Origin of the sequence: Colwellia sp. 75C3 (genome assembly GCF_002836255.1) — a bacterium.
Taxonomy (GTDB): domain Bacteria; phylum Pseudomonadota; class Gammaproteobacteria; order Enterobacterales; family Alteromonadaceae; genus Colwellia.
In genome coordinates this window covers 41,381-61,109 of the sequence record NZ_PJAU01000033.1, presented here as the reverse complement: position 1 = coordinate 61,109, position 19,729 = coordinate 41,381, and the positions used below count along the sequence as shown (strand labels likewise).

General features: G+C 38.6%; 17 protein-coding genes. 10 read left to right on the top strand and 7 right to left on the bottom strand.

Annotation, left to right across the window (positions count from 1 at the left end; translation table 11 throughout):
• Positions 1 to 66 precede the first annotated feature (66 nt).
• The 3 genes from CXF85_RS04810 to CXF85_RS04800 all read right to left on the bottom strand — a co-directional run bounded on the left by CXF85_RS04810 (position 67) and on the right by CXF85_RS04800 (position 4,594).
• Positions 67 to 2,496, bottom strand: coding sequence for an ADOP family duplicated permease (locus CXF85_RS04810; protein ID WP_157829022.1), 2,430 nt, complete (start codon positions 2,494 to 2,496; stop codon positions 67 to 69).
• Between the two features lie 9 nt (positions 2,497 to 2,505).
• On the bottom strand, positions 2,506 to 3,222 hold the full coding sequence (locus tag CXF85_RS04805; RefSeq protein WP_101227395.1) for an ABC transporter ATP-binding protein: 717 nt from the start codon (positions 3,220 to 3,222) through the stop codon (positions 2,506 to 2,508).
• Between the two features lie 115 nt (positions 3,223 to 3,337).
• Complete coding sequence (locus CXF85_RS04800) at positions 3,338 to 4,594, bottom strand: efflux RND transporter periplasmic adaptor subunit (RefSeq protein ID WP_101227394.1); 1,257 nt, start codon at positions 4,592 to 4,594, stop codon at positions 3,338 to 3,340.
• Positions 4,595 to 5,094: 500 nt separating this feature from the next.
• Between CXF85_RS04800 and CXF85_RS04795 the strand changes: the two genes are divergently transcribed.
• Positions 5,095 to 5,415 (top strand): hypothetical protein, encoded by a 321-nt coding sequence (locus tag CXF85_RS04795; RefSeq protein WP_157829021.1) that lies wholly within the window; start codon positions 5,095 to 5,097, stop codon positions 5,413 to 5,415.
• Positions 5,416 to 5,605: 190 nt separating this feature from the next.
• Here the strand turns inward: CXF85_RS04795 and CXF85_RS04790 are convergent, their stop codons facing one another.
• The 3 genes from CXF85_RS04790 to rph form a co-directional block, all read right to left on the bottom strand.
• The gene (locus CXF85_RS04790; protein WP_101227392.1) at positions 5,606 to 6,994 is read right to left on the bottom strand and encodes an alpha/beta hydrolase; all 1,389 of its coding nucleotides are present in this window, start codon (positions 6,992 to 6,994) and stop codon (positions 5,606 to 5,608) included.
• A gap of 318 nt (positions 6,995 to 7,312) precedes the next feature.
• Complete coding sequence (gene pyrE / locus CXF85_RS04785; RefSeq protein WP_101227391.1) at positions 7,313 to 7,966, bottom strand: orotate phosphoribosyltransferase; 654 nt, start codon at positions 7,964 to 7,966, stop codon at positions 7,313 to 7,315.
• Between the two features lie 18 nt (positions 7,967 to 7,984).
• Positions 7,985 to 8,698 carry a ribonuclease PH gene (gene rph / locus CXF85_RS04780; RefSeq protein WP_101227390.1) on the bottom strand — a complete coding sequence of 238 codons (714 nt, stop codon included), beginning with the start codon at positions 8,696 to 8,698 and terminating at the stop codon, positions 7,985 to 7,987.
• 201 nt (positions 8,699 to 8,899) lie between these two features.
• Between rph and CXF85_RS04775 the strand changes: the two genes are divergently transcribed.
• The 6 genes from CXF85_RS04775 (at position 8,900) to CXF85_RS04750 (ending at position 14,905) form a co-directional block, all read left to right on the top strand.
• The gene (locus CXF85_RS04775; RefSeq protein WP_101227389.1) at positions 8,900 to 9,439 is read left to right on the top strand and encodes a thioredoxin family protein; all 540 of its coding nucleotides are present in this window, start codon (positions 8,900 to 8,902) and stop codon (positions 9,437 to 9,439) included.
• 87 nt (positions 9,440 to 9,526) lie between these two features.
• Positions 9,527 to 10,291 carry a gluconate 2-dehydrogenase subunit 3 family protein gene (locus tag CXF85_RS04770; RefSeq protein ID WP_101227915.1) on the top strand — a complete coding sequence of 255 codons (765 nt, stop codon included), beginning with the start codon at positions 9,527 to 9,529 and terminating at the stop codon, positions 10,289 to 10,291.
• Entirely contained in the window at positions 10,288 to 12,009 is a 1,722-nt protein-coding gene (locus tag CXF85_RS04765; RefSeq protein WP_101227388.1) for a GMC family oxidoreductase, read from the top strand. Before CXF85_RS04770 ends, CXF85_RS04765 begins: the two co-directional genes overlap by 4 nt.
• Before the next feature lie 100 nt (positions 12,010 to 12,109).
• Positions 12,110 to 12,973, top strand: coding sequence for a YicC/YloC family endoribonuclease (locus CXF85_RS04760; RefSeq protein ID WP_101227387.1), 864 nt, complete (start codon positions 12,110 to 12,112; stop codon positions 12,971 to 12,973).
• Between the two features lie 175 nt (positions 12,974 to 13,148).
• Positions 13,149 to 13,814 (top strand): YceH family protein, encoded by a 666-nt coding sequence (locus tag CXF85_RS04755; protein WP_101227386.1) that lies wholly within the window; start codon positions 13,149 to 13,151, stop codon positions 13,812 to 13,814.
• A 158-nt stretch (positions 13,815 to 13,972) separates the two neighbouring features.
• Positions 13,973 to 14,905 carry a mechanosensitive ion channel family protein gene (locus CXF85_RS04750; protein ID WP_101227385.1) on the top strand — a complete coding sequence of 311 codons (933 nt, stop codon included), beginning with the start codon at positions 13,973 to 13,975 and terminating at the stop codon, positions 14,903 to 14,905.
• A gap of 57 nt (positions 14,906 to 14,962) precedes the next feature.
• Here CXF85_RS04750 and CXF85_RS04745 read toward each other — a convergent pair whose 3' ends face one another.
• Positions 14,963 to 15,691: a GGDEF domain-containing protein gene (locus CXF85_RS04745; protein WP_101227384.1), complete on the bottom strand. Its 729-nt coding sequence runs from the start codon at positions 15,689 to 15,691 to the stop codon at positions 14,963 to 14,965.
• A gap of 162 nt (positions 15,692 to 15,853) precedes the next feature.
• On the opposite strand from CXF85_RS04745, the gene CXF85_RS04740 reads away from it, so the two are divergent.
• The 3 genes from CXF85_RS04740 (at position 15,854) to nrdD (ending at position 19,704) form a co-directional block, all read left to right on the top strand.
• A complete protein-coding gene (locus CXF85_RS04740; protein WP_157829020.1) occupies positions 15,854 to 17,191 on the top strand; it encodes a GAF domain-containing sensor histidine kinase in 1,338 nt (445 codons plus the stop codon).
• 241 nt (positions 17,192 to 17,432) lie between these two features.
• Positions 17,433 to 17,936 (top strand): anaerobic ribonucleoside-triphosphate reductase activating protein, encoded by a 504-nt coding sequence (gene nrdG, locus CXF85_RS04735; protein WP_101227382.1) that lies wholly within the window; start codon positions 17,433 to 17,435, stop codon positions 17,934 to 17,936.
• Complete coding sequence (nrdD, locus tag CXF85_RS04730) at positions 17,923 to 19,704, top strand: anaerobic ribonucleoside-triphosphate reductase (RefSeq protein WP_101227381.1); 1,782 nt, start codon at positions 17,923 to 17,925, stop codon at positions 19,702 to 19,704. The genes nrdG and nrdD overlap by 14 nt, the downstream gene beginning before the upstream one ends.
• The last annotated feature ends 25 nt before the right edge of the window (positions 19,705 to 19,729 follow it).

Here is a 19,729-nt window from a genome sequence, read left to right as displayed (position 1 = left end):
CAAAAAGCCTTTTCTAAGAAAAGGCTTTTTAAAATTTAGTTAAAGTACGCTTGGTTGAAAATGATGTTATTCATGCCTTAACGCAGCACAGGGTTCCATCTTCAGTGCTCGACTTACCGGATAATACACCGCCAGTAAAATAACCAAGCTGATAAATGTCGGTACACCTACATAAAGCATAAGCGAGCCTTGCGCTATTGAAGATTCTTCTAACATAGTCACTAACACTACGCCCATTGGAACACCAATACACAAACCTATCACCAGCTGCTTTAAGCCTTGCTTAATGAAGTGCTTATAAATATCACTGTTATCTGCACCCAACGCTCTTCTAATGCCAATTTCTTGGGTTTTTTGTATGATGGTATTCGACATCACGCCATAAATACCACTAAACGCTAACACCATAGACGCAGCTGCAAACACAAGAAATAGCTCACTAACAAAGTTCATACCCGCATTACGACCCGTAATAGAATCACGCAAGGTTTTAACATCATAAGCAGGAGCATCTCGTTCGATTTTTTGAATGCTATCGGCAACTGTTTTAGCTAAATCAGGCACGTTTTTCGCATCGCTTACAACTGTTTTAATAACCACTGACATAAAACGCTTAGGGGTTTGCTTTATAGAGATAAACGCGGTTGGTTTTTCAATATTAAATGACATCGGCTGACCATGAATAACATCATTAACAACACCAATAACGGTATACCAATCTTTATCTGTTTCAATGAATTTAAAACGCTTACCCAAAGCTACGCCGTCTTGGAAGAATTTATTGACAAAGTTATCCGTAACTACTGCCGTTAAAGGGCTGCCAATCTTATCTCTTGAGTCGAAAAGTCGACCTTCGCGTAAGTTCATAGTCATGACTGAGAAATAATTATGATCAACCCCAACAGAGCTTGAACTTGGGTATTGCGGTTTTTTACCGTAATCAACACCATCAAGTGAGATGTTTTGATAGCTAGCACCATTACCCGGTATTGTTCTAGTGAAACTTACCGCTGAAATTGCAGGCTCGGATATTAAAGCAGCCTTTAAGTTTTGGTAATATTGTAATCTTTTTTCATCACTTTTATATTCAGCTTCAGGTAAGCCAACACGCGCAGTAAATATATTCTCAACACTGGTACCATAATCAATATTATTTTGCTGATTTACCGAATAGACCATACCTGTTGAAAGTAATAATAAAGCACAAGATAATACAACTTCAGAAATCACAATAACTTTGCTTAATCTCCCCGAGGCTTTACTTTGCGCGCCACGAGTACCATCTCTTAAAGTGGCATTAAAGTCGCCTGATGTTGCCTTAAAGGCAGGTAATATGCCGGTAATAAATGCAGTGACTAAAGTGATTACTATCGCCGCTATAATGGAGGTTTGCGTAATATGAATATTCCACCAAAAAGGTGCGTCAAAAGGGAATGAAGACAATAAATCTTTATTGGCGATTTCTAACCACAAACCAGCAAAAAGTACCGCTAAAACACCTGATATAGTACAAATAAGCGTAGATTCCCACATCATTTGCATGATTAATCTTGATCTCGGCGCACCTAAGGCGGTACGGATAGCTGTTTCTTTACCTTTTTCTGTTGCACGAGAAAACAATAAGTTACCTACATTGATACAGGCAAGTAATAGAATAAAGCCAACCGCTAGCTCCATGGCAAGTATGATAGTAGGTGTGCCACTGCCCATCGCCTCTGCTTGTAATGTCCAAACATGTGCCGAGGTATTAGAGTTAAGTTTAGGATAAGTTTCTTCTAATTCAGCCATTAACCCGCGTAATTCAACATTCGCTTGTTCATCACTAACACCTGGCTTTAACACACCATATACAGCGACATATTTACCATCTTTACGCGCAACACCTTTAGCCGTGGTGGTATAAGGTAACCAAATTCGACCTGCACTCGGGAATTGATAACTATCAGGCATAACACCCACAATAGTGGTTGGTTTAGTATTTATTCTTAGCTTCTTTCCTAAAACATCCTTATCGCCAGCAAACATATTTTGCCAAAGTGTATGGCTAATAAGCGTTACTGGCTCGGCACCTGATAACCCATCTTCATTGGTTATTAAACGACCTAATAGTGGCTTGGCTTCAGATATTTCAAAAAAGCTTTCTTGTACATAATGTCCGGTATATTTAACTGCGCGGTCACTGGTACTAAGATTAACGGTACCTATAGTATAAGCATCAAACATTTCATAGCTTTGTACACGTTTTTTTATATCTTCAAAATCATGTACTCTAAAGCTAGCACCATTATATTGCATACCGTTGTAAATCGTACTCACGGACCTAATACGCTCACCCTTTTCAAAAGGCAGTGGTGCAACTAATGAACCATGGATAAAGCTAAACATGTAAATACATAATGTTAAGCCAGTGGTCATTACAAAAACCGTTAACGCGGTAAACCTAGGGTTTTTAATCAAGGTTCGCAAGGTGAAATTTATATCTGATAAAATATTCATCATCAATCCTTAAGCAACGGCTTCTTCAATATGAGCTTCTGAGGTTGGCGAGTCTGAGACAATACGGCCATCAAAAATTTCAATAATACGATCGGCACGCTTAGCCCCTCTTGGATCATGAGTCACCATACAAATGGTCGCGCCTTCTGCATGTAATTTATCAAGTAAGGCCATTACCAATTCCGCATTTTTCGAATCAAGGTTACCCGTTGGTTCATCCGCTAAGATAATTGACGGGTTGCCAGCAATAGCACGAGCTACCGCTACACGTTGTTGTTGACCACCAGATAATTGTGAAGGGTAGTGTTTGGTGCGATGTCCCATATCTACTTTTTCAAGGGCTGCTTTTACTAAGTCAGTACGCTCAGTTTTACTTAAGTCTTTACGGTACGTTAATGGCAGGGCCACATTTTCGGCAACCGTTAATTCACTAATTAAGTTGAACGACTGAAAAACAAAGCCGATTTCTTTATTACGTATTGCCGCTCTTTGCTTGTGATTAATATCAACAACATCATGACCATTTAAGGTATAACAGCCACCAGAACTGGTATCGAGTAGCCCTAATAACGACAATAATGTCGACTTACCACAACCCGAAGGGCCAGCAATAGATAAGTACTCTCCTTGCTTAACCTCTAAATTAATATCACTCAGCGCATGTGTTTCTACTTCATCGGTAGAGAATACTTTTTTTAGATTGGCTAATTTAATTAATGTCTTCATTGGTTATTCCTTTATTAATCTTGATGTTGTTAGTTTTAATTGTTTTATTATTTTTTATATTCGTTCTTGGTTAGTTCGTTATTCAATTAATTATTGACTTGAACTGACTGTCTTATTAATTCAGCGCAACTTGTTTATGGCGTTCAAAACTACTTTGCTCTGAGACAATAATTCGGTCTCCCGCTTTTAAGCCGCTAGTCACTTCGATATCAATACTCGACGATAAGCCAAATTGCACCTCTGTTTGCCTAGCACTGCTTTGCTCGCTATTAAGTAAATATATGGACATAGTTCGGTTTGCTTGAGAAAAAGCAGGACGCCTAACAAAAATGCTATTTTTCTTCTGGGTAATAAATATTTCACCATCAATGGACAGGTCAGGTCTAGCTTCATCCGGTAGTATCGAGGTAAGCTCAACATCCACTTGTACTGTGCCATTCACTACCGCAGGGTCTATACGAATGACCTTGCCTTGAATTTGATTGAAACGTGTATCAACGCTAACTTTTTGTCCGATAATGATATCGCCGGCATTAAGCTCTGGTACTTTTAATTCAGCAATTAAATCACCTTTTTTAGCAAACTTAGCAATATTGCCACCAATCGCAACACGTTGGCCTAATTCAAGTGGCATCGCTTGTAATACTCCAGCTAAAGGGGCTTTAACATTAAGTGAGGCCAATTGAAATTGTGCTCTTTCATACATCTTTTTTAACTTATTAAGTAAGGCAGTTTGCGCTTCAAATTGTGCGGCTAAATTAAGCAATAATTGCTTTGCTCTCATTTCATTAATTTCAATGGTTTTGACTAGTTGATTAACCGTTAGCTTTGATGAAGCAAAATCCAATTTTGACACTGTAGAATTACCTACTTTGATTAATTGCGCTTCAGCATCTAATCGCATTTTGGCTTTTTCATATCGCATTTGTGTATCTAAAGTACTAGCCTTCATATCAAGTACTTGTGTGTCTTGACCAACCTTTAATGCACGAGTTTGTGCTTGCATGGCTTCGACTTCCCAGTGTAACTCTTGTACTTTTTGGTCTAACTCAGGGTTAAGCAACTCAACAATTAATTGTCCTTTGGTTACATGTGCACCGGGTTTTACTAAAATACGTTCAACCTTGCCAGCGACAGTACTAGCAACCCAACGTACATCCCTAGGCGCTAAAATACCTGGCCCTGAAATTTTAATATCAAAATCACCTTGCTTAACCACGGCAGTAATCACCGAATTCGATTGCACAGAAAATCCAGCAAAACGTATTTGTGAGCTGGCAATCAATAAACCCGCCAGTGTAATTACGCCCGCAGCGGTAAGGAATTTTTTATTTTTATAAATGGGCTTTTTAGTTTGCTTAATGATGTCCATAACAGACCTAAATTGTTTTTTAATATAAGCTTAACTAAGCGAAAGTTGTGCCACAATAATTAAGCATATAAAACAGTACGTTACATTTAGTGGTGGAATTATTAAATAACCTCATCCCACTTTTGGGATGAGGAAAATGAAAATACATCCCAAATCAGGGATGCAATAGCAGATGCTTATCTGGGCTTATAACTTGAGTAGGGTATACTTTGTTTACTCATATACCCATTACCATTCAAAGTGCAGGATTTCAGTGGGAATTTAAATGACTTTAGGCAAGGCAAATGATTTAAGCATAGTCACTCTATGGTTTGATTATTTAACACAGTATAAAGTCATTTTAAACCCATCGAAGAAGTGCTTGAGCAACATCATTTCATCGTTGCTGTGACTTATAAGGGAATAACCATTACTTCATCACAGCGCCTTGAATTGAAATTGCTCAAGCACTCTGAAACATGCATCTTGATTGATAACGGGTATATATATTGATGACTTTAATGAAATTTATAATTCTGCTTCTGGCAGCAAGTTTAGCTTTAACACCACTAACTTTAAGTGCAAAAAATCCAGTCGCACGTGATATTAGTCATTTGATTACTAAAGAAGTATTTACTGGCTACTTAGATGTGGCGGACTTTATTGATCAATCACCGAAGGTGACTATAACGGTAATGCCAACTAAAGCAGATATAGAGGAATACGGTCAACAAGTGGCTAAATCGTTGACCGGTTCAGATTGTGATAGAGATGGAAAAATGGATGACAATCCAACATGTAATGCTGTTTTTTATAAGCTGTGGTTGAAGTACGCGCGTTAATCACTAACTGACAGCTGGGTAGCCTTTAAAAACGTTGTCATTTCACCATGCACTTCTTGGTCATTGGGTTTATAGACAGGATGAATCGTCATGCTCGAAGTTTCTGATCGAGCATCCAGCTTTTAATCGTTAATTTTTAAATCCCCATGGCTTTTCTGTGTATTTTTAAGCAGTGATTGAAATACCCGCGTTAATCACTAACTGACAGCTGGGTAGCCTTTAAAAACGTTGTCATTTCACCAAGCATTTCTTGATAATAAGGATTATAAGTCAGTCTTTGTATTGGCAAGTCATGAGTTAGGTTCATTTCTGTAACCTCCCCTTTAATAACCTGTTTATTCTGCTTACACGCTTGATAACGTTCCACATCTTTCACATAGTGACCACAGTTTCTATATTGGCCTTTAACGCCATAATGTGGATTATCAGGGGAATTGGTTGTAGCAATATGAGAAACATCGAAAATGTCACTGCATAAGCTTTCAACTGAGCACTCTGGCACAATCACGGCCATTACATCGGTTAACTTCGTTGGCAGTTTTTTCTCATCTCCATAATAAATCAACATACTCTTTTTCATCTGTTCTTTAGGGGATGCTAGCTGCCACTCCTGAACGAGTTGTAAGGTATGTTCTGTATCTATGGTTTGATCATGTTCACTGGCAACAACAAATAATGGAATATTATGCAGCTGTCGACTCGCTAAAACTTCACTGCCAACAACAAGGCTCATTATCGCGTGCACTTGTGCGCCAGCGTTAAAGGGAAATGACTCATATTTAGCAAAATCAATATCTGCATCTAAATCAATCCAATCAACAAAAGGGATAGCATCAATATATTGTGCCAACCAAGCTAAGTCACTTTTTGCTTTTGAAGCGGGCGACCACATAAACAGGCCTTTAATTTTTTCATCTACATGCTTTTGTTGCATCAAGTAATCAAAGATAAGTGCGCCACCAGTAGATAGCCCACCCAGGTACACCTGCTGATAATCACTTAACGTTTCTTCAATGGAAAATTTTGCTGCTTGTTGCCACGCTTCATAATCCGTATTCAACAATTCAGAAGGTGCTATGCCATGCCCTGGCAATAACAAAGTACGTACGGTAAAACCCTGTTGGTAGAAATACTGGCTAAGATCATGAAAAGAAAACGGAGAGTCCGTTAAACCATGAATAAGTAAAATAGCTTTGTCGTTATTATCTTGCGTTAGCTCAAACGGAGCAACCAATTGACTTATTGTCGGTGTTTTTGACCATTGATTTTGTTTCGCTAATTGTTGGTAGGTATCAGTAATAATAGGACAAGGCATATTAGCCCTAGGATTTTTATTACTAATGACCTGGTAAGCATCTGCAAGGTATTGCTGGTAACTTGGTAAGTTTTTAAAGTTAACCGCTGCTAGAGACTTAGCTGATGTTTCATTAGCTACTTCATTAGAGAAGCGATACTTACCCGATTCTATGAGAAATACATAATCACCTTGAATGGTCAGGCAATCTTGCTGCCCTTGGGCAAATGACAGCGTACTGACCAACCATAATAGTAAGAACATATACTTATTGGCATTTTGCATGATGATTTCCTGTTAATTTAAAGTTGGCGATAGACTGCTTATTAGGTAACAAGCTTTATACTACGCAAAAAAATAACGCCTTTGAAACATTTTGCTTCAAAGGCGTTATTATACCAATTCCGTTAAATTATTGACCACTTGTACTGGCTAAAATTCTCCATGACGGCGTTGCTTTCAATCCCAATAGCCAGCTATTGGTCAATCAAGCGCCTTACCCTGAAATATTTTTACTTCGTACAACAAGATCAGAAACTTATCGGAATTGGTATTATTTAAAGGTAAGTCACTAAACTTTATTCACTAAAGACTGTTAGTACATTAGATACCGTAATTTAAACGATATTTTTTAATGCTTGCTAAGTTCTCTGCTAATTCAGGTTTACTCGCTACTTGTTCTTCAAGGAAGGTTACAACATCACCTAAAGTAACAATCGCCGCAACTTGTGTACCAAAATCACGTTCAACTTCTTGAATTGCTGAAAGTTCGCCTTGACCTTTTTCTTGACGGTCAAGGGCAATCAAAACACCAGAAAGCTGTGCGCCATGTGTTTTAATAATTTCCATTGATTCACGGATAGCAGTACCGGCAGTGATAACATCATCAACTAACATGATTTTACCTTCAAGATCAGCGCCCACTAATGAACCACCTTCACCATGCGTTTTTGCTTCTTTACGGTTAAAGCAATAAGGCACATCAATATTATGGTGATCGAACAACGCAACTGTGGTTGTAGTCGCAATTGGGATACCTTTATAAGCTGGACCAAAAACCAAATCGAAATCGATTTTTGCATCCATTAACGTAGCCGCATAAAAACGACCTAAACGTGCTAAATCACCGCCGGTTTTAAACATACCCGCGTTAAAAAAGTAAGGGCTAACTCGACCAGACTTTAAGGTGAACTCACCAAAGCGTAATACCTGTTTTTCTATCGCAAATTCAATAAACTCGCGTTGATAATCTTTCATAGTTAATTTCCTGTTCGCTTAGCTTAATGCTGCTTTTTGTAGGTCGAATAATTCGTTGATACCATTTTTAGCTAATTCAAGCATCGCTTGCATTTCTTCAAAGCTAAATGGTGCTTCTTCAGCAGTACCTTGTACTTCAATAAGCTTACCGGTATCTGTCATAACAACGTTCATATCAGTATCTGCAGCAGAATCTTCTGGGTAATCTAAATCAGCAACGGCTTCGCCTTTATAAATACCAACAGACACTGCAGCAATCATATGCTTAAGTGGGTTAGTTTTAATGATGTCTTTAGCACGCATGTAGTTAAGTGCATCAACTAGCGCAACACAAGCACCGGTAATAGCAGCAGTACGAGTACCACCATCAGCTTGAATAACATCACAATCAACTGAGATAGTATTTTCACCTAAGGCTTTCAAATCAACTGCCGCACGTAATGCACGCGCAATTAAGCGAGAAATTTCTAACGTACGACCGCTTTGCTTACCTGAAGCAGCTTCGCGACGCATACGTGTGTGAGTAGAACGAGGTAACATTCCGTATTCAGCAGTAACCCAACCTTTACCTTGGCCTTTTAAGAAACGTGGTACACCAACTTCAACGGTCGCAGTACAAATTACTTTAGTATCGCCAAACTCAATAAGTACTGAGCCTTCTGCATGGGTAGTAAATTGACGGGTGATCGTTACTGGACGTATTTGCCCTAATGTTCTGCCGCTTGGACGCATGGTGTGTTCCTTTATAATAAATATAAGTTAAGACTGATAAATTAATTCCGGCTATTATAATGCTTATACCCGTTACCAATCAAGATGTAGGTTTCTAAGCACTCTTTGAATGATAACGGGTATAAAACACTTTTTTGAAATATAGTTCTCAAATACAAGGTCATGTAGTTGTCTTAGTTATAAATATTATCAGAGCATTTTATGAAATTTTTTAACATCTTGGTTATCAGTTTAAGCTTACTGCTAAGCAGTATTGCCACAGCGAATACTGAATCTACTTCGATCACAGCAAACTTACCTACATACAGCAAAGTATACGATGACCAACGTGACCCTTTTAAAGACGCGGCAGCAGCATTAGCCTTAGCGAAAGAAAGCAATCGCCAAGTACTTATTGAAATTGGTGGCAGCTGGTGTAGTTGGTGTCACAAAATGGACAGTTTTCTTGCTAAAAACCCCGACGTATATAAAGCATTGCATAGCCAATATGTGTTACTAAAAATCAGTGTCAGTGACAGTAATGAAAATCATGATTTTATGAAATCACTGCCTCCAGTGCTGGGTTATCCGCATATGTATGTTTCAACAGCGCAAGGGAAAATGATTTTATCTAAAGATACCGCTGAATTATTGGCTGGTAATAATTACTCAAAATCACAGTGGTTAAATTTTTTAACTGAATGGTCTGTTAGTACTACTGCAGCTCAAACAAAGTTAGCAACGACTATCTCAGTAGAATAGTTGCTTGCTCAAACTGTAAGCGCATTCCAAGTAGCCAAAATATCAAACCTTCTCATGGAAAATCGACTAGGTTAGTGGAGCATGTTAGTGAACAATAAAAATATATGTACGTCTTTTTTTGATAAAAATCATCAAACGCCTGAATTTATTAAAGACAAAAAGAAAAAAGCGCAACAGGGTCGACGTCATTTCCTTAAATCAGCCGCGGGTATGGGCGCATTAGCTAGTTTACCCACGTTTAGTGTTAGCGCTAAAGCACAGACATCGCTTAGTGAGTTAGTTAAAACTGAGCCTTGGTTAACACTTGATGCAACACTAAATCAATTATTACCAAGTTCACCAACAGGTCCTAGCGCGAGTGAAATTAGAGCGACCGCTTATTTATACCAAGTGATGACGGTACAACCGACAGAGCAAGACGAAAAAGAATTTATCTTCAAAGGTGTTGGTTGGCTAAATGGTTATGCCAACAGCGAAAAATCAGCCGACTTTGCAAAATTAAGTTTTTCCGATAAAGAGCAGTTGCTTCGTGGCATTAGCCAATCAAGCGCAGGTCAAAATTGGTTAAATACGTTACTCGGCTATATTTTTCAAGCCATGCTTTCGCCTGCCAGTTATGGTGGCAATCCTGACGGCATTGGTTGGCAATGGCTAGAGCATCAAGCAGGTTTCCCCTTGCCTGAAAAAGGTCAACGTTATTTTGAATTACCGACCAGAGCCCGTATTGATTTGATCAGTCGAGTTGACCATAGCAATATACAAATAAATAGTGACAGTAAACGCATAGCTAACGACACTAAGCACACCGCAACGAGCCGTAAGAAATCGCCCCAAGGAACGAGAAAATCATGAGTTATGACATTTGCATCATCGGCAGCGGTGCTGGCGCCTCCCCTATTGCCCATCAATTAGCAAAAGCGGGCGCTAAAGTATTAGTCCTTGAGAAAGGCCCTTGGTTAACTGAAAAAGAATTCTTCAAAGATGAACTAACCATCAGTATTCATGATGCTTACAATCCAAAGTTAACTGATGAACAGCACGTTATAGAAGAAGAGTACCTTGATGAAAATGACAAACCTTTTTGGCAAGGTGAAAAAACCAGTGATTCAGGCTGGAGCTGGTGGAATGGTAATGTTGTCGGTGGTTCATCAAATTTCATGAGTGGTTATTTCCATCGTTTAAAACCAATAGATTTTCGATTGAAATCTGAATTTGGCGCGATACCAGGTGCCAATATTGAAGATTGGCCAATAAGCTACGATGAGCTCGAACCTTATTATGCAAAAGTAGAGCGCGAAGTCGGTGTATCAGGTCGTGTGGTTGAACACCCACACCAAGAGCCTCGCTCAACAGACTTCCCCTACCCTCCTATTGCCGAATTACCCATGTCGTCATGGATAGATAAAGCCGCGAAAGAAATTGGTTATCATGCTATTCCCGTACCTAGAGCTATTTTATCTGAGCCGGCTATGGGCAGGCGCAGTTGCGAGTATTCCGGATATTGCAGCAGTTATGGTTGTGCCTCTGGCGCTAAAGGTAGCGGTCGAGCAGCACTATTAAACCATGCGGTAGCATCTGGTAATTGCACCATAAAAGCTAATGCAAAAGTCTACAAAATTGCCAGTGATAAAGAGGGTAAAATTACTGCGGTGCATTATTACGATCAAGTCGGACGTAAAAAATCTGTTAGTGCAAAAATTTATGTCGTGGCTTGCCAAGCGGTAGAAACTTCGCGTTTATTATTAGCATCCACTGGTGAAAAATTCCCACAAGGATTAGCAAATAATAGTGGTCAAGTCGGTAGAAATTTATTGTTTAGTGGTGGCGGTACCGGACAAGGTGATTTTAATTATTCCGACTTATCCGAGCAAAAAGTTAATGAGTTAAAGCAAGTGGGTCCGTTTATTAATCGTGCCCTGCAAGATTGGTATCAAATAGCAGATAAAAGCTTTACTGGCGCTAATAACAAAGGCCAAGCCAAAGGTGGCACCATAGACTTTTTATTCCACCAAAACCCCATTGCTAGAGCACGTGGCACACAGTGGGGAGTAACCAAGAGCGGTGATGAGCAGTTACTGTGGGGTGAAGACTTAAAGCAAAGTTTAAAAACAGAATTCACCAGTTATAAAACACTACGCTTTGAAGTGTTTAATGACTGGCTACCTACTGACGACTGTTTTGTCAGCTTAGATAACGAAGTGACTGATCAATGGGGCGACCCAGTAGCCAAAGTACGTATTGGTTATCATGATCACGACTTGGAAGTAGGCGAGTACTTATCGAAAAAAGCTGAAAAGCTGCTTGAAGCCTTAGGTGCAAAAAATGTGTCTTCTTCTGTGAGTGGCTATCCTTCCACAAATTTAATGGCTGGTGGTTGTCGTTTTGGTAATGATCCTAAAACCTCTGTGCTCAATAAAAACTGCCAAGCCCATGAAGTCGATAACTTGTATGTTACGGATGGTTCATTTATGCCTACAGGAGGCAGCGTGCCTTATACTTTTACTATTTATGCCAACGCCTTTCGGGTTGCCGATAAAATAAAAGCACATTGGTTAACACTACAAAGCTAGCATAAAATAAGGACTCTCATTTAACGCTGAACCGCTGGCTAGATGTATCAAGCTCAGGCATAATTCAAATAATTAAGTGACATTATTATTAGGATTTAACATGATCTACAGCATGACGGCATTCTCTCGCATTGAAATTAAAGGCGATTGGGGCAACGCCGTTTGGGAAATTCGCTCAGTTAATCAAAGGTTTCTAGAAACACATTTTCGCTTACCTGAGCAGTTTCGAGGTATAGAGCCTGTGTTACGTGAGCGTTTCCGTAAACAACTCAATCGCGGAAAAGTAGAATGTCACTTACGCTTTAATGCCAATCCAACAAACAAAAGCGAATTAGCGCTTAATGAAAACTTGGCTCTGCAACTTATTCAGCATGCTAATTGGATTAATGATCAAACACTGAACAGTAAAGTTAATCCTTTAGAAGTTATGCGCTGGCCTGGTGTGATGGAAGCACCTGAAAGCGATATGTCTGCCATTCAAGCCGAATTACTTGCTGCTTTTGATCAAGCATTAATTGATTTTGTTGCCGCTCGCGCCAGCGAAGGTGAAAACCTTAAAGTTATGATTGAGCAACGCCTTGATGCAATCACTGCCGAAGCAGAGAAAGTTCAAACTCATATGCCAGACGTTATTGCTTGGCAGCGTAATCGCATCATTGAAAAATTCACTGATGCTAAAATTGATTTAGACTCAGGACGTGTTGAGCAAGAATTAGTTTTATTAGCGCAGAAAATGGATGTTGCCGAAGAACTTGACCGCTTAAACAGCCATGTTACTGAAACGAAGAAAATATTGAAAAAAGGTGGCGCCCAAGGTCGTCGTTTAGATTTCATGATGCAAGAATTTAATCGTGAAGCCAATACCTTAGGCTCTAAATCAATTAATACTGACATAACGGCAAGTGCCGTAGAGTTAAAAGTACTCATTGAGCAAATGCGTGAGCAGATCGCGAATATAGAATAATACTACAACGAATATCAATTCATTTAAAAAGCCATAGCTAAGTCACCACTTAACTATGGCTTTTTTTATGGCTTACATTATTAGCCATGATATGAACTATTAAACACATCAACATAGTAATGAGGCATATTGCTTGGTATAACATCAGTAGCCATTTTATAAGGATATCGTCAAGATGATCACACTTTCCCCAGAACAATGCCGCGTTATCGGCGTCATGTTAGAAAAAGAAACCACCACGCCAGAGCAATGCCCACTTTCTTTAAACGCAATTGTTACTGGTTGCAATCAAAAAAGCAGCCGTGAACCGGTAATGGCGTTGTCAGAAAGTGACGTACAAAACATCGTTGATGAACTAGTACAAATGAATCAACTAATGGTCGACCAAAAAGCGTCTACTCGCGTTAATAAGTACTTTCATCGATTTTGTGATACCGAATTTGGTAATTTGAAATTCAGCCCTCAGCAAAAAGCGCTTATTTGCGTGCTTTTCCTGCGAGGTCCTCAAACACCCGGAGAGTTAAGAACGCGTACAAACCGTTTAGCTGACTTTGCCGATGTTAATGAGGTTGAAGCGACTTTAAATCAGTTGCTCGATTTAAATGGCCAAACATTGGTACAAAAACTCGAAAAAGAGCCCGGCAGACGTGATTGCCGCTACGTACATTTACTATCAGAGTTTGATGAAGCCAGCTTTGCTCCACCCTCAAATACTCGAACTGATGCAGCCCCATTGGCGAATCAAGCTCAACTAACACAGAGAGTTGATGAGTTAGAACAACAAATAGCTTCCTTAACAGAACAAATGGCCTGTTTAACTGAGTTGTTAAATGATGACTAATCATTAAATAACACTAAATAAAGACTTAAGCAGCGAGTAGTGTTGTCCGAGAGGTGAATGTAACCTCGCTGGTTATGGAATTAACTCTGTGCTAATAAAGTTGAACAGTATAAAATCCTCGATGAAAACACCCTAGCTATATTTCAATGGATATTAAAATGTCAGACCCAAAAAGCGACAACACTGAAAACCTAACTACCACTCTTACCGAAACAGCACAACAAGCCGTAGATCTTCCTGCTGCGCTGTTACGTAGTGAAATTGAACAAGCTTCACAAATTTATCAAATAGTTATCGACTTCTTTACCAACTATAGTTTTCAGCTAGTTGGTGCCTTATTGATATTTTTATTAGGTTATTCTGTAGCGGGTAAAATCGCTAAAACGGTTTTACGTCTTTGTGAGAAACAAAAGCTCGACGTTACCTTAAGTCGCTTTCTTGCAAGCACTACCAGAATGGTAGTGATGGTGATGATAAGCATCATTGCACTGAGTAAAATTGGTGTTAGTGTTACGCCGTTTATTGCTGCCATAGGCGCAATTTCATTAGGTGCTGGTTTAGCTTTACAAGGCTTATTAGCTAATTACGCGGCCGGTTTTAACATAATCATTATTCGTCCTTTTGTTGTCGGTGATACCATTGAAGTACAAGGCGTAACCGGCATAGTTAAAGAAGTTCAGTTAGCTTATACCATCATCCACAATGAAGATTCAGCTGAGATCACTATTCCCAATAAACATATAGTCGGTGAAGTGGTACTTAACTCAAGAAAAGATACCTTATTACAGCTCTCTGTTGGTATCTCCTATCAAGATAACCCCATCGAAGTGATAGCACTTATTGAACGCACTTTAGCGAAGCTTGATATATATACTGAAGAAGTACGTATGCAGGTAGGTATCGATGACTTTGCAGACAGCGCCATAACCATTGGCATTAGACTTTGGATACCCACAACTAACTTGTACGCGGCTAAATATAGCGCTTATAAAGCGATTTACTTAGCGTTTGAGCAAGAAAAAATTACTATTCCTTTCCCTCAACAAGATATACATATTATTGAGCAGCAGAAGCTTGCGCAAAACAAATAACGTTTACTTTTATTGCAAAAATAGGGCTAAGTAAAAACCGCCTTTATCAAAATACCGTTAAGCGACCTTAACGGTATTTTTGTTTGCAGCTTTGGCATCAAGTAAAGCATCTTCAACATTGTGCAACATATCCTGCAAAGAAAGACCTTTTTGCCATGAGGCTAAACCCATACTGCAAGTAATGGTGTCCGTAGTAAAAAGCTGTTGCTCAATTGTTTCTCTAAGGTTATTGGAAAATTGAAATAAAGCGCTAATATCGGCAGGTAGAATTATAAGAAAATTATCACTGTGCCAATGAATAAGACGCGCCTTTTTAGGGATGTTTTTCTGAATTATTTTCACTAAGTTAATTAATATTTCATCGCCAATACTCGGGCCATACGTGTCATTAATACGTTTAAAATTGTCAATATTTAACTGTAACAAACTAAAGCCCTGATCTTGTTGTTCTGCCTTATTATAGCGGCGATACAATATTGCTTGGCCTGCCCGCCTATTCAGCGCATGAGTTAGGGGATCTTGTTTCGCAAGCTCTTCAAATGCTTGTGTTATTCGACCTAACTCTACCAAACGTCGATAAACAAAAATAACGAGGCTAAGGGTTAAAGTAGCCCCTAACGGTAGGAACTCATCAAGCTCCCAATGCTCATGCTTTTTTACTAAAGCCACGACCAATTCTAAAACGTCGTAGTTAGCAAAAAACACAAAAAAGAGTGCATTGATTGCAAGTAACCACAAACCGTCTCTGATGAAAGTGCTTCTATGCAAATATTTATAATGCAACATAGTTGATACCTTGAAAAACTGACCTTTTTATAATCAACTAAATCACCGTTAAATGCGAGTAGTTTTCACTCAAGTTAGGACAAAAGGTCAATAAATCTGTTCTGCATGAAAAATAGCCACCCTTATGCCATAGTTAAGGTAATTCAGTATTCAGGAATCTGCATGTTAATTCATATTAAAGAAGTGATTGAAGCCGTTTCAAATAGCTATGGCGATGAATTTTTTACTAAAGTAACGCTAGCACTTCATAAAATCATTGATGCTGATTACACCTTTATTGCGCGCATAAATGTACTGGATTTCAGCTGTAAAACTGAAGTTTTGGTGGCTAAGGGTGAGATAGCTGAAAACTTTGAATATTCACTTAAAAATACTCCGTGCGCTAATGTTGCCGATGACAGTGTCTGTTTCCACCTTAAAGATGTTTGTACTTTTTACCCCGAAGATCAACTTTTAGCTGATATGAAAATTCAGGCGTACATTGGCACACCTCTTGTTGATTCTAAAAAACAAGTTATAGGTTTGATAGTAGCTCTGTATGAAATGGAACAAACTGATGAAGATGAAACAGCATCGTTATTCCAGCTATTTTCAGGCCGAATCGCTGCCGAACTTGAACGTATTGATTACGAACAATCCCTGGAAGATAAAATAACCAAACGTGCTAAAGAACTTTCCGACACAGTAAATACGTTACAAGTAACTCAAAGACAATTAGTCGAATCAGAAAAAATGGCTGCTTTAGGTAACTTAGTGGCCGGTGTTTCCCATGAAGTTAATACGCCTTTAGGTATCGCAATCACTACGCACAGTATCATGGCAGATGAATTAAAAAAGCTGAAAGATAAGCTTGATTCACAGAGTCTAAGTATGAAAGATATGGAAAAATTTCGTTCCACTTCTGATAGTGCTTTAACAATGCAAGGTGAGAATTTAAATCGCGCGAAAAAACTCATTGAAAATTTTAAAAAAACAGCAGCAGACCAACATCAATTAGAAATAGAAACCCTCGATATAGGGCAATACTACCAACGAGTTATTTCTACCTTACGTTCCATTTTAAAACCACAAAACGTTAGTTTAGAAATAATATGTAAAGACAAAATACTACTAGCTACTTACCCAGGCATTCATGCGCAAATATTAACTAACTTGATCAGTAATAGTGTTAAGCATGGTTTTGCTAATAAAAATGATAGCGATGAAAATGCTGACCTACCTAGCCAAGAAAATAAAATAACTATTGAGGTTAAATCACTCGGACATGATGAAGTTGAAATTATATACAGTGACAATGGTCGTGGTTTATCGGCTGAAGCCCAACAACATGTTTTTGACCCTTTTTTTACTACTGCTCGCAAGCAAGGTGGTATTGGCTTAGGCATGTCGATTGTATTTAACTTAATAAATCAGAAACTTAAAGGATCCATTGAGCTAGGAAAAACTAGCAAAGGAGCCTGTTTTCATTATAAATTCAAAGCTAACAGCTGCAATCATTAAGCCGTAAAATCGCTGCCATCATACGAGTTAATTTTCTATACCCCAACCATTTAGCGCATTATTAATTCGCTTGCCTCCTACAAAATCACTACATTTAGTGATTAAAACAGTATTCAGCACTATATATTGTGTTCTATATTATTGTCACTGCAAGTTTTCATGATCTAAATCAACAAACCCTACCGATGAAATACTATATATTGTGTCTATTAAAATAATAACATCTATATATAGGCATCTAGTGATTTTTAACTGCATAGTTCCCAGTATTGTCTTCCAAGAAGTGCCTAATGAAATTAGTCTGTGCTTTAGCATTACCGGCTGTAAAGTAGGCTGTAACGGTTGTCATAGCACAGAACTATGGCATGCAAAAAACGGTCTAGCGCTAACAAACCAAAACTTCATACAGTGGCTTAAAAAGTATCAAGGTTTGATCAGCTGCGTAGTATTTTTTGGTGGTGAATGGCAACCAAGTGCTTTAATTGAAAAATTGCTTATCGCTAAAAACTTTGGCCTTAAAACCTGCCTTTACTCTGGTAAAGAGTCAGGTGATAAACATATAGATCTTAGAATCACTCAGCAGTTAGATTTCTTAAAAACAGGTAAATGGCAACCTGAGTTAGGTGGCTTAGATAGCATTACAACTAACCAAGTTTTTCGTGATCTAACTACGGGTGAAAAACTAAATTACTTATTCACTAAAAATAATATCGACACTCAAGGAGCAAACAATGTTGCGGCTTAACGAAGAACAAATCACTAATAAAAAAGACTTCATTAAAGACTACTTTTCGGCACAAAATGCTGCTGATGGCTCAAAAATGGATGCCAATGCCAACGTTAGCCACAAAAACATTGCCACTTTAGAGGCCGAGTTATTAAAAGACTGTTTCGTGCAAATTAACCGCGCTTTAGTACATGACAAAATTCGCGATACTTTTGATGCTGACTTGGCCAAAGAGTACATGCGTCAAATTGAAGATCATGAAATTTATGTGCATGATGAAACCAGCTTAAAGCCATACTGTACTTCAATTAGTATGTACCCGTTCTTGCTTGATGGTTTAACTAAACTGGGTGGTGAATCTAAAGCACCCAAACATTTAGAATCATTTTGTGGCTCTTTTGTGAATCTAATTTTTGCTATTTCTGCGCAGTTTGCTGGTGCGGTAGCTACCGTTGAATTCCTGACTTATTTTGATTATTTTGCTCGTCTTGAATATGGTAATGATTATATAAACACCCATAAATCTGAGATAGAGAATCACTTACAGCATGTAGTTTATGCAATCAATCAACCGGCAGCGGCCCGAGGTTATCAAAGTGTTTTTTGGAATGTATCATTGTTTGATCAGCACTATTTTTCTTCAATGTTTGGTGAATTCGTTTTCCCTGATTTTAGTAAACCCAATTGGCAGACGGTTAACAAATTACAGCACTTTTTCCTAAGTTGGCTCAATAAAGAACGTGAACAAGCAGTATTAACTTTTCCGGTTGTTACTGCTGCTATGTTAACTGAAAATGGCCAGTGTAAAGATCAAGAATTTGCCCGTAAGTTAGCTGAGCAAAAAGCTGAAGGAAACTCATTTTTTATCTACTTATCTGACAGTGCTGACTCCCTAGCCTCTTGTTGCCGCCTGCGTAATGAAATATCAGATAATACTTTTTCCTATACCTTAGGTGCTGGTGGTGTCGCTACTGGTTCAATTAACGTCATTACCATTAACATGAACCGCTTAGTGCAAGATGGCCGAGATTTAAAAATAGAAATTGAAAAGATACAAAAATACCAAGTGGCTTATCGAAAATTAATGGAAGAGTACAAAGAGCAAGGCGCTTTATCAGTCTATGACGCTGGTTTTATCTCATTAGACAAACAGTTTCTTACCATAGGTATCAATGGTATGGCTGAAGCAGCTGAATTCTACAACCTTACTGTTGGCAATAATGATGAATATAAAGCATTTGTTAGTCAGCACTTAAAAGTTATTTATCAAGCGAATCAGGCAGCTAAAAAAGAGTTTGGTTATATGTTTAATACTGAGTTTGTACCCGCGGAAAATCTCGGTATTAAAAATGCAAAATGGGATAAAAAAGATGGTTATCAGGTAAACCGTGAATGTTATAACTCTTACTTTTATGTGGTTGAGGACGAAGAAACAAATCATATTGATAAGTTTGTCATGCACGGTCAAGAAATGACGCAATACCTAGATGGAGGCTCCGCATTGCATTTAAATTTAGATGAAGCACTCTCTACCGAGGCTTATTTGAAGCTCTTTAATGTAGCCGCCAGCACGGGGTGTAATTATTTTTGCATCAATGTGAAGATAACTATTTGTAATGAATGTGAAAAAATAGATAAACGTACTTTGCAGCTTTGTTCGAGTTGCGGCAGTGACAATGTAGATCACGGCACGCGGGTTATTGGCTATTTAAAACGTGTTACCTCCTTTAGTCAGGGCCGACAAAAAGAACATGCCCTACGCCATTACCATAAAGAAAGCGCTTAAAAATCTCAGCCCACGCCATCTTGTT